Annotated in this window: 10 protein-coding genes and 3 tRNA genes; 6 read left to right on the top strand and 7 right to left on the bottom strand. The window is 33.3% G+C overall.

Translation table 11 applies throughout. From position 1 onward, the window contains the following. Positions 1 to 480 precede the first annotated feature (480 nt). From P8625_RS15645 to P8625_RS15630, 4 genes are all read right to left on the bottom strand, one after another. Positions 481 to 554 (bottom strand) — tRNA-Arg (locus P8625_RS15645). 6 nt (positions 555 to 560) lie between these two features. Further along, a tRNA-Pro gene (locus P8625_RS15640) sits at positions 561 to 635 on the bottom strand. 80 nt (positions 636 to 715) lie between these two features. Next, a tRNA-Ser gene (locus tag P8625_RS15635) sits at positions 716 to 797 on the bottom strand. A gap of 91 nt (positions 798 to 888) precedes the next feature. Continuing rightward, a complete protein-coding gene (locus tag P8625_RS15630; RefSeq protein ID WP_279651352.1) occupies positions 889 to 2,931 on the bottom strand; it encodes an HD family phosphohydrolase in 2,043 nt (680 codons plus the stop codon). Between the two features lie 211 nt (positions 2,932 to 3,142). Here P8625_RS15630 and P8625_RS15625 point away from each other — a divergent pair, with 211 nt between their 5' ends. After that, complete coding sequence (locus P8625_RS15625; RefSeq protein ID WP_279651351.1) at positions 3,143 to 4,318, top strand: acetyl-CoA C-acyltransferase; 1,176 nt, start codon at positions 3,143 to 3,145, stop codon at positions 4,316 to 4,318. Positions 4,319 to 4,346: 28 nt separating this feature from the next. Next, on the top strand, positions 4,347 to 5,117 hold the full coding sequence (locus tag P8625_RS15620) for a C40 family peptidase (RefSeq protein ID WP_279651350.1): 771 nt from the start codon (positions 4,347 to 4,349) through the stop codon (positions 5,115 to 5,117). A 77-nt stretch (positions 5,118 to 5,194) separates the two neighbouring features. Here P8625_RS15620 and P8625_RS15615 read toward each other — a convergent pair whose 3' ends face one another. Both P8625_RS15615 and gyrA read right to left on the bottom strand, forming a co-directional pair. Then, the gene (locus P8625_RS15615) at positions 5,195 to 6,433 is read right to left on the bottom strand and encodes a tetratricopeptide repeat protein (RefSeq protein ID WP_279651349.1); all 1,239 of its coding nucleotides are present in this window, start codon (positions 6,431 to 6,433) and stop codon (positions 5,195 to 5,197) included. A gap of 17 nt (positions 6,434 to 6,450) precedes the next feature. Continuing rightward, on the bottom strand, positions 6,451 to 8,952 hold the full coding sequence (gene gyrA / locus P8625_RS15610; RefSeq protein ID WP_279651348.1) for a DNA gyrase subunit A: 2,502 nt from the start codon (positions 8,950 to 8,952) through the stop codon (positions 6,451 to 6,453). Positions 8,953 to 9,519: 567 nt separating this feature from the next. Here gyrA and P8625_RS15605 point away from each other — a divergent pair. From P8625_RS15605 to P8625_RS15590, 4 genes are all read left to right on the top strand, one after another. Beyond that, the gene (locus P8625_RS15605; protein ID WP_279651347.1) at positions 9,520 to 10,140 is read left to right on the top strand and encodes a Crp/Fnr family transcriptional regulator; all 621 of its coding nucleotides are present in this window, start codon (positions 9,520 to 9,522) and stop codon (positions 10,138 to 10,140) included. A gap of 75 nt (positions 10,141 to 10,215) precedes the next feature. Then, positions 10,216 to 10,422: a YgaP family membrane protein gene (locus P8625_RS15600; protein WP_279651346.1), complete on the top strand. Its 207-nt coding sequence runs from the start codon at positions 10,216 to 10,218 to the stop codon at positions 10,420 to 10,422. A gap of 5 nt (positions 10,423 to 10,427) precedes the next feature. Then, positions 10,428 to 10,874, top strand: coding sequence for a hypothetical protein (locus P8625_RS15595; RefSeq protein WP_279651345.1), 447 nt, complete (start codon positions 10,428 to 10,430; stop codon positions 10,872 to 10,874). A gap of 441 nt (positions 10,875 to 11,315) precedes the next feature. Next, the gene (locus P8625_RS15590) at positions 11,316 to 12,383 is read left to right on the top strand and encodes a Cj0069 family protein (RefSeq protein WP_279651344.1); all 1,068 of its coding nucleotides are present in this window, start codon (positions 11,316 to 11,318) and stop codon (positions 12,381 to 12,383) included. A gap of 241 nt (positions 12,384 to 12,624) precedes the next feature. Here P8625_RS15590 and P8625_RS15585 read toward each other — a convergent pair whose 3' ends face one another. Then, positions 12,625 to 13,845, bottom strand: coding sequence for a transposase (locus P8625_RS15585; protein WP_279651343.1), 1,221 nt, complete (start codon positions 13,843 to 13,845; stop codon positions 12,625 to 12,627). Positions 13,846 to 14,060: the final 215 nt, after the last annotated feature.

Genomic DNA, 14,060 nt, shown 5'->3' with positions numbered 1-14,060 from the left:
AGAGTAGTTAAAAAAGTTCTCCTATTGTTGAGAATATAAAACCTATTACAAACAGCTTGTAAAAAAAAGACTCTCATTTTTCCCTCGGTATATAAGGTATATAATGAGAGTCATAGAAAAACCAAACGTTCAACTGAATGAACAATTCAGCTTATCCCCTTATTGTGTGATTAAAGGTAAATAATCGTAGATAAAAGTACTTAATTAATGGTTAATGCAACTGTAAGATTTGACGAACGTAGGCTTTTACTTAACTATCGGTTTGAAAACAAAATTTAATGTCTTTATTTATGATTCGAAGTAATCGTAATTTTTGAGTTGGTAATCAAACTATTGAATTTTACTGAATACCTCTTTTTAGAGTATCACAATTTTTTGCCCAACTACAACTTTTGGGATTGCCCCCAAATAATCACAAACTGCACGCACCAAAAACCTACAAAAACAAAAAAGCCTTACTATTTCAAGTAAGGCTTTATGTGATCGCGACAGGATTCGAACCTGTGACCGTCTGCTTAGAAGGCAGATGCTCTATCCAGCTGAGCTACGCGACCATTGTGTCGGGGTGGCAGGATTCGAACCTGCGACCTCCTGCTCCCAAAGCAGGCGCGATGACCGGGCTACGCTACACCCCGAAAATGGTTTACTCGTAGTGTAGTTTATCTCGAACAAAGTTGAGAGACTACACCTTGAATGGTGTTATAAACAATTTTTGCGGAGAGACCGGGATTCGAACCCGGGCATCCCGAAGGATGACAGCTTAGCAGGCTGCTGCATTACCACTCTGCCACCTCTCCTTAATTCTTACCGAAGCATGAACTAAAAATTGCGAGTGCAAATGTATAACTATATATACGTTTCTACAAACTTTTTTACTAAAAAAAACATCTATTCTGGATACTCAACTCGTAAGTGATAGATATTCATCAACTTATTCTTAATAATTTTTTTAATTTTCTCTATCTCTCTAAAAGTAATATCTGAATTTATAAATTGGTTTTCATTCTTTTGCTTGTCTACAATTTTATCAATTAGCATGTCTATTGATTGTGCCGTTGGATTTTTTAAACTCTTAGAAGCTGCTTCCGACGCATCACACATCATTAAAATAGCCGTTTCTTTTGAAAAAGGAATAGGTCCTTGATATTGAAATTTACGTATATCAACATCTGGATTGTTTTCTTTTTCTAACATATAAAAATAATATGTTACGCTTGTTCCATGGTGTGTACGAATAAAATCAATGATTCTATCTGGTAATTTGTTCTTTTTGGCTAATTCAATTCCGTTAATTACATGATCTAAAATAATACGTGCACTATCTACGGGCAATAAATCGTTATGCGGGTTTACCCCTGTAGATTGATTTTCGGTAAAATACATAGGATTTATCATTTTACCAATATCATGATACAATGCTCCTGTTCGTACCAACATTGAATTTGCTCCTATTTCATTGGCTGCGGCTTCTGCCAAATTAGCTACTTGCATAGAATGTTGAAAAGTTCCTGGTGCTTTTTCGTTTAAATCTCTTAACAATTTTGAATTTGTATTAGAAAGTTCTAGCAAAGTTACATCAGACACCAATCCGAAGAGTTTCTCGTAAAAGTAGATAAAAAATACTGCTAGAAACGACAACAGACCATTAGCTGCAAATAATCCAAAATACATCCAATTTATCTTATCTGCATTTCCTTCTTTTAAAATAGAGAAAGCAAAATAAGTTACCATATAAATAAGCGTAATTTGCCCAATAGATATAAACAAGCTGGCTCGTTTATACAATTCAGATACTGAAAGTATCGTTACTATTCCAGCAATGATATGTAGGTAAATAAACTCAAAACTATTGGGTACGATAAATCCCAATAATAGTACTGTAAGTACATGCGTAAACAGGCCTAATCGTGCATTAAAAAACGCTTTGAGTACAATTGGCAAAATACTTAATGGTACAACATATAAGTAGTCTGAATTGTATTTTACTACCATGGTTTGTACCAAAATCATCAAAAAAACATTGAAGAAAATAAACGTTACTTTATTATTGTCATTAAATATCTCAAATCGATATTTCTGTAAAAACAGCAATAGCATTAGTAAAGCTAATGAGACTAAAATAGTATATCCAAAAACAATCCAATTATAATTAGACTTTGTCCAAATTCTAGAACTTGAAGCTACTTCATACGATTTTAAAACATTGTATTTTTTTCCTTCTACAATATCTCCTTTCAAAATAATTAGTTCTCCTTTCGAAACCTTTCCTTTCGCATAAGAAATGCTTTGTAGGCGCTCGTTTAACTCTTTCTCGCTATACTCATTATCGTAGGTAACATTAGGGCGAATGTTACTAGACAGGTAGTTTACCAGCAAGCGTTGTTTGTAATACTCGAGTTCTTTCGTATTGGCTCTTAAAAAACTTAAAATATCTTTCGACTGTAATAGCTTTGAAAATGGAACATCATCTATCGAATTGCCTTTTCTCAGTATAATTACCTCTCCTTTTTTTGCTTTTTTGTTACTTACATCATCTAAAAAACCATACAAGTATATCTTATTAATAAGTGTTTCTCCTTTTTTTATGATATCTCTTACAGCACTTGTTGATAAAGAGTCTAAATTAGTAACTTCATTTACAAACGAAGTGGTAACATCTGGCTTTACCGACGTATCTACAACAAAGTATTTTTTTGAACTCGATTCTAATTCTTTTTTTTCTTCAGCAAGCTCTTCTGGAGTTTTTTGTATCGCAAAATCGAAAGGAGCATATAAATTATCATACTGCCAAGGTTTTCCTTGTGGAAAATCGTACTTAAACTGTCCTCCTTTCGGAAATAGATATACAATTGCAGTTACTGTAATTAAAAACAATAGTGCTTTATAAATTATCGTATTATTCTTATACAGTTTGTTGATAAAATCGTTCATTTTTAATATTTATAAAATGTAAATATAACCTTTATCTATTATTTGAGTACTTATTATAAAATGGTTATTTTCGCAAAACAAATCGTAACACAATTTACCCAATATATGAGACCTGTTATAACAAAGTATATGCAAAACACTAAACAGCTTTGGTGTTTTGATCGTATTTTGTAGTTTATTGGGACTAATAAAATTTAACAAATAGTAACACATGAAAGAAGTAGTAATAGTATCGGTTGCAAGAACTCCAATAGGTAGTTTTTTAGGAACATTATCAACTACACCTGCACCAAAATTAGGTGCTGTAGCCATCAAAGGTGCTTTAGAAAAAATTAACTTAAAACCAGCAATGGTTGAGGAGGTTTTTATGGGAAATGTAGTTTCAGCAGGTTTAGGTCAAGCACCAGCACGACAAGCTGCTATTTTTGCAGGAATACCAGATACTGTGCCTTGTACTACGGTAAACAAAGTTTGTTCGTCAGGAATGAAAGCTATTATGTTAGCTGCACAAACTATTGCTTTGGGTGATGCCGAAATCGTTGTAGCGGGTGGTATGGAAAACATGAGTATGATTCCTCATTACCAACATGCTAGAACAGGTACTAAATTCGGACCAGTTAAAATGGAAGATGGAATGCAAAAAGACGGATTGGTAGATGCTTACGAGCAAGTAGCTATGGGTGTTTGTGCTGATGAGTGTGCTGTAACATATGAGTTCTCTAGAGAAGATCAAGATGCGTTTGCTATCGAATCATATAACCGCTCTTCAAAAGCTTGGAGCGAAGGTAAATTTGCAGATGAAGTTGTACCTGTTAAAATACCTCAACGCCGTGGTGAGCCTATTATTTTTTCTGAAGATGAAGAGTATAAGAATGTAAAAATGGAGAAAATTCCAGCTTTACGCCCTGCCTTTACAAAGGAAGGAACTGTTACCGCTGCGAATGCCTCTACTATAAATGACGGAGGAGCTGCCTTGGTATTAATGTCTGCAGAAAAAGCTGCTGAATTAGGATTGACTCCTTTGGCTAAAATTAGAGGTTATGCAGATGCTGCTCATGAACCAAAGTGGTTTACAACAGCTCCTGCTAAAGCATTACCAAAAGCCTTAGCGAAAGCTGGAGTTGCTATTGATGAGGTTGATTATTTTGAGTTAAACGAAGCGTTTTCTGTAGTCGGATTGGCAAATATGAAAATCTTAGGATTGTCTGCCGATAAAGTAAATGTCAATGGTGGCGCGGTTTCATTAGGACATCCATTAGGGGTTTCTGGTGCTAGAATTATCATTGCTTTAACTTCAATTTTAAAACAGAACAACGCTAAAATTGGTGCTGCTGGAATATGTAACGGTGGTGGTGGTGCAAGTGCCATGGTAATTGAAAGAGTGTAATTGTTTTTAAAAAAACTAGTTAACAAAGATGCACTTTGGAATTTGTAATTTAAGTATTGTTCCTCTTCGACTAACTCCTTCTGATACTTCAGAAATGGTGAATCAAGTTATTTTTGGTGAACACTTCGAGGTTATAGAGAAATCTAAAAAATGGAGTAAAATCCGTTTAGCTTTTGATGGCTATGAAGGATACATAGATAACAAACAATACGAGGAAATTTCAGAGGAAGCGCATATACTTTTATCAAAAGAGAAAAAGCATTATGCAGGTGAGTTAATTGATTTTATTACCGACAATCATAACAATCTAACCACAATTCCTATGGGAGCTCGTCTTCCTTTTTTTAAACACAACAAAATAACTATTAATAACAGTAATTTTTTCTATGATGGTAAAGTGTATGCTAGTAAATTAAAGAAATCTGCCATTATAGAAACTGCCTTTTTATTCTTAAATGCTCCTTACTTATGGGGAGGGAAATCTCCTTTTGGTATTGATTGCTCTGGTTTTACCCAAACTGTGTATAAACTATGTGGATACAACTTACTTCGCGATGCGAAACAACAAGCCTCTCAGGGTGAAGTATTAAGCTTTATAGAAGAAAGTGAACCTGGCGATTTGGCCTTTTTTGATAATGAGGAGGGAGTTATTACGCATGTCGGAATTATTATGAATGACTACAACATTATACATGCTCACGGAAAAGTTAGAATTGATAAACTAGACCATAGCGGTATTTACAATGTCGATACACAACAACACACCCATAAACTTAGAGTTATTAAACGTTTGGTTTAGCCAAAACTGCTTTAATTTTATAACAAAAAAAACCGAAACTTTGAAAGTTTCGGTTTTTTTTATAACTGAATAATTGCTTATTTCATCGAGTTGTATAATTCTCTGTATTCAGAAGCTTTTTCAGAATTTTCTAATACTTCGTATAAATTCATTAACGTTTTTACAGTATCTACATTTCTATTTAAACTATCTGCTTTCTCTAAAAATGGTATTGCTTCTCTGTATACTTCTTTTTGCTTGGCTGCTAACTCATCGTACTTTTTAAAGTTTGATAAGTTTTTATTCATTTCGTCTACAATCGCTTTTTCTTGGTTTAAAACCACCACTGCTAAATTCATATACGCATCTGCATAATCAGGTTTCAACTCAATCGCTTTCGTGTAGTACTTTTTAGCATCATCCATTCTTCCTTGATTAAAGTTTACTACACCTAAGTTATAGTATAACGAAGCGTTTTCAGGATCTAATGCTACAGCTTCGCTCATTAATTCTCCAAACTTATCCATTTCATCCATTTCAACATACAACTGAGCTTCATTTAAAATCAAATTTAAGTCTTTCGGATCTGATTTGCGAGCTTCTTTAAAAGCTGCAATAGCTTCGTCAGTTTTTCCTTGTTCTTTTAAAATTAACGCTATGTTTTTAACTATGGTAGCTGTTTTAGATTCTGTAGTTTTAATTTCTGGCTTTACATAACTCCCTGATTTTACCATTAAGTCTCTTCTGGCTTTGTCGTTACCAAAATTTTCTAATTTACCAGTAGCTTTATCAGTTGCCACGTATTGTTTTTCAATTCCTGTATAACCTACTTCTTGTAATTCTCTATAATATCCAATCGCCTTATCGTAGTCTTTCGCTTGAGTTGCAGAAATGGCTGCATTGTAAGCATAAGAAGTATCTTTTGGACTTAAGACATAAGTTAAATAAAAATTATCTGCCGCTTTTTGATAATCTTTATTTTTGTTATACAAGTCAATTGCCTTTTGTGAAACCTCTTGAATCATTTGATTCAAAATAGGTTGTGCTTCATTTACATACTTATTTCCTTTCATTGCCAACAAAGTATTGAATGACTTTCCTGCCTCTTCATACTTTTTTTGAGCTGCCAACGCTTTACCTTTTAAGAAGTAAAATTTAGACTTATATTTATCTTCACCACTCGCCAATACAGAACTCTCAATTGAATTAAGAGTGCTTAATGCTGTAGTAAACTCTTGTTTTTTTATGGCCTTCTCTGCAAGTTTAAGTTCCGACTTTTGAGCCATTGCCCCTAGCGACATTAATCCTAAAGAAAGGGCTAAGATTTGTTTTTTCATTTTTAGTTATGATTTATTTATTGTTGTTCTTGACTTTCGTTCGTATCATTTTCAATTTCCGTGCCATTTTCATCTTCGTCTCTTTCATGCATAACTTTTGCTACTGCAGCAATATCATCATTATCTTTAATATTAATTAACTTAACTCCTTGGGTTGCTCTACCCATTACTCTTAAGTCTTCTACTGCCATTCTTATGGTTAAACCTGATTTATTTATAATCATCAAGTCGTTAGAATCATCGACATTTTTAATAGCAACTAAGTTACCTGTTTTTTCTGAAATATTCAATGTTTTAACACCTTTACCTCCACGGTTAGTAATACGATAATCGTCTAAACTTGAGCGTTTTCCATATCCCTTTTCAGAAACTACCAAGATATCGCTTTCTGAATCATTTACAGCAACCATGCCTATTACCTCATCGTTATCATGACCTAAGGTGATACCACGAACCCCAGATGCCGTTCTACCCATAGGTCGTGTTTTTTCTTCTTCGAAACGAATTGCTTTTCCTGATTTAAGTGCTAACATTACTTGGCTATCACCAGTAGTTAATTTAGCTTCTAACAGCTCATCTCCTTCTTTAATTGTAATGGCATTGATTCCATTAGCTCTTGGACGAGAATATTGTTCTAAAGGTGTTTTTTTAACCTGACCTCGTTTTGTAGCCATAATTACATAGTGATTGTTAATGTAATCTTCATCCTTCAAATCACCTGTTACTAAGAATGCTTTTACCTTATCATCTTGCTCGATATTGATTAAATTCTGTATGGCTCTTCCTTTGGTATTCTTTCCTCCTTCGGGAACTTCGTACACACGCATCCAAAATACTTTTCCTTTTTGAGTAAAGAATAACATATACTGGTGGTTTGTACCTACAAATAGGTGCTCTAAGAAATCTTCGTTGCGGGTAGTTGCTCCTTTTTGTCCACGTCCTCCTCTATTTTGAACCTTGTACTCATCTAAGTTGGTACGCTTTACATAACCCGCATGCGAGATAGTTACTACTACTTCAGAGTTTGGTATCATATCTTCAATACGCATATCTCCTCCTGCATATTCAATTACTGATCGGCGCTCATCTCCATACTTCTCTTTGATGTGCAGTAACTCATCTTTAATAATTTGGTAACGTCTCGGTTCATTAGCAAGGATATCTTTTAAATCGGCAATAGTTTTAATGATTTCATCATACTCTGCACGTAACTTATCTTGCTCTAGTCCTGTTAACTGACGTAAACGCATTTCAACAATAGCACGTGCTTGAAGTTCTGTTAATTCAAAACGTTCCATCAATTTTTCACGAGCCTCATCAGCGTTCTCAGAACCTCTTATAATAGCAATTACTTCATCAATGTTATCTGAGGCGATAATCAATCCCTCTAAGATATGTGCACGAGCTTCTGCTTTCTTTAATTCAAACTCTGTTCTGCGAACAATTACTTCGTGTCTGTGTGCTACGAAATGATGTATTAATTGCTTTAAATTTAGCTGTTCAGGACGCCCATTTACTAGTGCAATATTGTTTACACTAAACGATGTTTGTAGTTGGGTATACTTAAACAGTTTATTCAATACAATATTAGGAATTGCATCACGCTTTAATACATATACGATACGCATTCCTTTACGATCAGATTCATCACGAATACTTGCAATACCCTCTAATTTCTTTTCATTAACCAAGTCGGCAGTTTTCTTAATCATTTCTGCTTTATTTACTTGGTAAGGAATCTCAGTTACTATAATACACTCACGTCCCTTCACTTCTTCAATAGTAGCTTTAGCACGCATTACAATACGTCCTCTACCTGTATGAAAAGCATCTCTTACACCATCGTATCCATAAATAATTCCTCCAGTAGGAAAATCAGGTGCTTTGATGTGCTGCATTAGCTCATCAATTTCAATATCACGATTATCGATATAGGCAACAGTACCATTAACAACTTCAGTTAAGTTATGTGGCGCCATGTTTGTTGCCATACCCACTGCAATTCCTGATGCTCCGTTAACTAATAAGTTAGGAATACGTGTTGGTAGAACGGTTGGTTCTTGTAGTGTATCATCAAAATTCAACTTATGATCTACGGTATCCTTTTCAATATCAGACAACATTTCTTCTGATATTTTCTGCATGCGCACCTCTGTATAACGCATTGCTGCGGGGCTATCACCGTCTACCGAACCAAAGTTTCCTTGTCCGTCAACCATCATATAACGCATACTCCAATCTTGTGCCATACGCACCATAGAGTCGTACACAGATGTATCTCCATGTGGGTGATACTTACCTAATACTTCCCCTACAACTCTTGCAGATTTTTTATAGGCACCAGTAGCTTTAATTCCTAATTCATGCATTCCATATAAAACTCTTCTATGTACTGGTTTTAAACCGTCTCTTACATCTGGTAACGCTCTCGATACTATTACCGACATTGAGTAATCAATGTATGCCGACTTCATTTGCTCTTCAATGTTGATAGGGATCAACTTTTCGCCATCTGCCATATATTTTCTTTTAAAATATTAGTATTTATTTTCGTCAAAAAAGTGAATTTTACACTCGATAAAACTCACTTTTAAAATGCTTTCAAATTCTCTACATTTTCTAAAACATTGCAAGATACTACAACCCTCAGTTTTACACAAAAAATATGCAACTAGTTTTACTGTTATTTATTAACAATTTAACGGGTTTTTAAACAAAAAAAGGCTTTTTTAAGAACGTTAGAATCGGCTATTTATCGTATTAATATTTCATGATTTTTTTTATACGATTATAAAGCCCTCTGCATTAGCAGATAGTATTTATGGTTTACGTAGGCAAAAGATAAAAAACACCTTTTTATACAAGTAAATCATCTGACTAATTAGAATCATTTAAAGTTTACAATATAAGAATATGTCACACATACATTTTTTGAATCTATCGTTATGTAACAAAGTGCATCAAGACCTGAATTGAGAGCAATTACTTATGAAAATATGGATTAACCGAAAGACAAAAATCTAAAATTAAGCACTACATCAACAAGAAAATTACGTATACTTGACAAGTACTGTAAAACTAACAAAATGGAAATTGTAAAAACTATCTTATCATTTTTAAAACCAGAACTAGTAGAGCTCATACTCAAAGAATCGAATATTCAAGAGGTTCCAAAAGGAACCGAAATTTTAAGAGAAGAACAATATGTAAAAGTATTGCCCATTGTTGTTGAAGGACTTGTTAAAGTGTATTCTCGTTTTGATGAAAAAGAATTACTCCTTTATTATATCGAACCCTCTCAGAGTTGCGTAATGTCATTTTATGCCGCATTAAAAAATACACCAAGTAAGGTATTTGCACAAACAGAAAAAGACTCTAAAATAATTTTAATCCCAGTTAGCTATTTACCTACTTGGTTAAGAGAGTATCCTGGTTTAAATGAACTTTTTTACGAACAATTTAACTTGAGGTATACCGAACTTTTAGACACCATTAGTCATTTACTTTTAGATAAAATGGATAAAAGGTTATATGAGCATTTAAAGAGAAAAACTGAACTTATAAACAATAAATCAATAAAAATAAGTCATAGCCAATTAGCAAACGAATTAGGTACGGCGAGAGAAGTAGTTTCGAGAGTAATGAAAAAACTTGAGATTGACGGTAAAGTCAATCAAAAAGCTGGTGTCATAAAAATTATTGAATAGTAGTGACTACAGTCACTGCACAAGACCTTAATTACATATATCTTTGAAGTAGATTAATATATAAAAAGTCATATCATGAAAAAAAATATGGGATCAACAGACAAGATAATTAGACTAATAATCGCTGCGGTTATTGTAATTCTTTATTTTACAGGAACAATTTCTGGCATCTTAGGAACGGTACTTTTAATACTGGCTGGAGTATTTGTTTTAACTAGTTTGGTTGGGTTCTGCCCGCTCTATTCTCCTTTTGGAATCAATACTTGCTCTGTTAAAAAATAACACCAATGAATTTAAAATCGCTTATACTATTTTTATTCAGTTTAGTGCTCTTATGGTCTTGTACGGAGGAGAATGACACCCCCATTAGCAATAATATACAAATAGAAAATAATCTTAAGAATGGAGTTTGGAAAATTACCAGTTTTATAGATTCTGGCACCGACAAAACCATTGATTTTTTAGGCTATAATTTTACATTCGACAGTTCGGGCGTACTATATGCAACCAATGAAGCAAATAATTATCAAGGTACTTGGAGTATTACAAATAGCAACAGCAATGACGACAGTCAGGAGGATTTAGATTTTAATATCAACTTTAATCTTACAAATAATTTTGTAGAGTTGAATGAAGATTGGGACTTTGTATCTCATTCATCAACAAAAATCGCACTTATTAACATTAGTGGTGGAGACGGTGACACAGACTACTTAACTTTTGAAAAAAAATAAAGTCCTTATAAAAATTCTACATAAAAAACACAAACAGTTTGTCATTGCATACAAGCCTTTTTAGTAAGAGCCAGGTGTTTTATTATAAATACTATTTCATGTTTTTAAAATGGAAATAGGTTATTTATTCTAAAAAAAGTTAACAGGTTCCCCCCCAGAAAAAAACCTAAAGCTTAGCACCTGGCTATATTGTAGAACCCCTCTATGAGTAACGATAAAATTAGATAGTGTACCCTATTACAATAGTTAATTTTTCAATTACAAAACTGAAAAATAAAAAACAGCAATACCTCCCACAACTAGTGGATTGATTTCTTAGACAAGAAAAGTAAATTCATATAATTTTTTATGATAAAAATACCTTAAAAAGATGATAAAATTCATTTTTTTAAGTTGGAGTATGAACTATATTTACCGAAAATAAAGTTGAACAATTCATAGATGAAAAAACACGTCGTAATTTTAGAAGCTAGAGGTGGATCTGACAAAGGCCCCTATGGATTTAGAAAAGATTCTAAACCAATTATTGATTCCTTTAAAAAAAGAGGATGGTCAGCAGAAATTATCTTTTATCGAGATGAAGATAGAGGAGAAATTTATCGCTACATACATGAAAAAGCCGATGCCTATATTAGTAGAGTAAATCCAGGTAACTTACCCGATGAAACAGGCTACTTCCAAATGCTAAAAGAACTTGTTTCTAATGGAATTGAGGGGCTTCCTCATCCTGATGCTATGGTAGCCTATGGTGCCAAAAATTCAGTTGAAAAACTTAAAGGAACCGATATTGTACCCGAAGATGTATATGCTTATTACGATTTTGATACGCTTAAAGAAAACCTTCCTAAAAGTTTAGCAAAGGGCGTACGAGTAATCAAACAAAATAGAGGATCTACTGGTGAGGGAATTTGGAGAGTTGAAGTTATAGAAAAAGACAAATACAAAGGAAAAATTCCTTTAGATGCAAAACTAAAATTAACTGAAGCTAAAGACAATCATACCGAAGAAAAATCACTTCAAGATTTTCTTGAATTTTGTATTCAATACCTTGAGGGACCCAATGGAATGCTCTTAGATATGCCCTTTTTAGATAGAATTATCGAAGGAGAAATAAGGGTGTTAATGTTAAGAAACAAGGTTGTAAACGTAGTACATAAAAAACCAGCACAAACCAAAGATGCTTTTTCGGCTACTCTTTTCTCTGGGGCTAAATATCGTTATGATAAACCAGATAAATGGCCAGAACTTGTAAAACTAGTAGAAGGAATGGTACCTACCATGCAAAAAAGACTTGGTAATTACGACTTACCCTTAATCTGGACAGCAGACTTCATTTTAGATACTGATAAGAAAACAGGTAATGATAAATATGTTTTAGGAGAAATTAACGCATCTTGTGTAGGTTTTACCACCTCTCTTGAGTTGAGTGAAGACATTGCTGATGAAGTTCTTGCTTTACTCGATGCTGAATCGGCTGTTAACAATCGGTGGGCTGCCTTTACAAGATAATCAGTAAATGATTTTTAAACGATTCCTATATCATATATTTCGAGGAATCAATCCAATTTATAGGCACTTTCAGAAAACAGATTGTTTTCTGAGATTTAAGAAAAATCGGTATTCGAATTTTACAAATTTAATCCCGATTTTTGATTTTAGTGGCTTTTTTGAGTTTCTTCAAGGTAAAATTTTAGGAAAAAGATCCGACAAGACATACCTCTCTCATTAACCTTATTTTTGGGCTTTAAAATTAGGCTGTTTTTTTGTCTATTTCTCTCGCTTTTCTACGACCAATTTCAAGTGCGTTCCCTGTGTGTATTCCAAAGAAAATCCAAAGAATCTCATTTTTTTTAGTTTTAGCCTTTATCTTTTTTAAATGATAATGTTCTTTATCCTTACCAAAAGACCCTTCTAATCTTGTAGCTCTTTCTTTGGAAATAATAGCTCTAAGTTTCTGTTTTTCTTTGTGGTTTTTAGATTTTTTCCCCTTAGGAATAAAGTCTGTTTGTATAGCTTTAGAACTACAGTATTTTCTGTTTTTATTGGTGGCATAAATTTTATCTGCTCCAGCTATTTTTACTTTCTTTCGAGTTAATCCTTGCACTTTTTGAACCGTTTGTATAAAACGATTTCCCTCGTGAAAAGCATTAAAATTGATGTGTTCTATAAAACTAATCCCGTCTATTTGAACTTTGTTCACTTTTGCTCCAAATTCAACAGGTTTTACTTCTTTTCCCCTGACAATAGGACGAATATAATCCTTATGAATACTCACAATTCTATCCTTTATTTTCTCTCCTGTATCAAAGTGATGCTTTTGTTGCTCGTAAATCTTTTGAATTGTAGTTATTCTCTTATAATATTGTGGGGTAAACTCTAGGTTAGAATGGATTTGTAGTTCTTTTTTAAAATTGATAAACTTCAATAGTAATTTTAATAATGCTCTAGTTAATGAGATTCGTTTTGATTTGGTTTTTCTTCGCATTTTACTAAACCCTTGATACCGTTTCTTCCATTTCAAATACTTACTTCGAATCATTTTAACTCCTAACACTGAGCAGGTTTTTTGTAGTTGTTTATAAAGCCAATGCACAGACTGCCAAAGTAATTTTTGAATGCTAGGATAAGATAGTTCACTCTCATAACAAGTTGCATCCATAACTATTTGATTGGCGCTCTCTATTTGACCTTTCCAAAAAGAAAAAAGAACTTTTTCAACTGAACTAATCTCTAATTTCTCTGATAATTCACAACGTATTTGACTTACTATTTTATAATTGGTCAAACGTTCAAATCCTAGTTCAATATCACAAAAAAATTGATAATCAAGATTAGAATTTAATTGCTCTATTAATTTCTTATCTGAACAATTAGCGTAATGCTTCAAAAACATTAAACCAAGCCTCCCTTTAGGACTAAAAAGATAGTTTCGCCCTGTTGATTGTTCGTGGATACCAAAAGTATTTACCAAATCATCCCAAGGAATAGCAGCATGGATTTTGCCTAAATCTCCCTCTAAAAAACGTGCATAATGAGCATCATAATTCTCGCTTAGGGGAAAAAATTGAAATACGGTGTTGCATTTCAGAAATTCTTCGTATTTTCATAATTAAGTAATGTGAAAACCCCGTTTTTTGCCTTTTTAGGTGATTTTCGGGGTTTGTTTTGAAGATAAGGTACAACAAA

It is taken from the genome of Tenacibaculum tangerinum, assembly GCF_029853675.1.
GTDB lineage: Bacteria > Bacteroidota > Bacteroidia > Flavobacteriales > Flavobacteriaceae > Polaribacter > Polaribacter tangerinum_A.
This window is presented reverse-complemented; position numbering and strand designations above follow the sequence as displayed.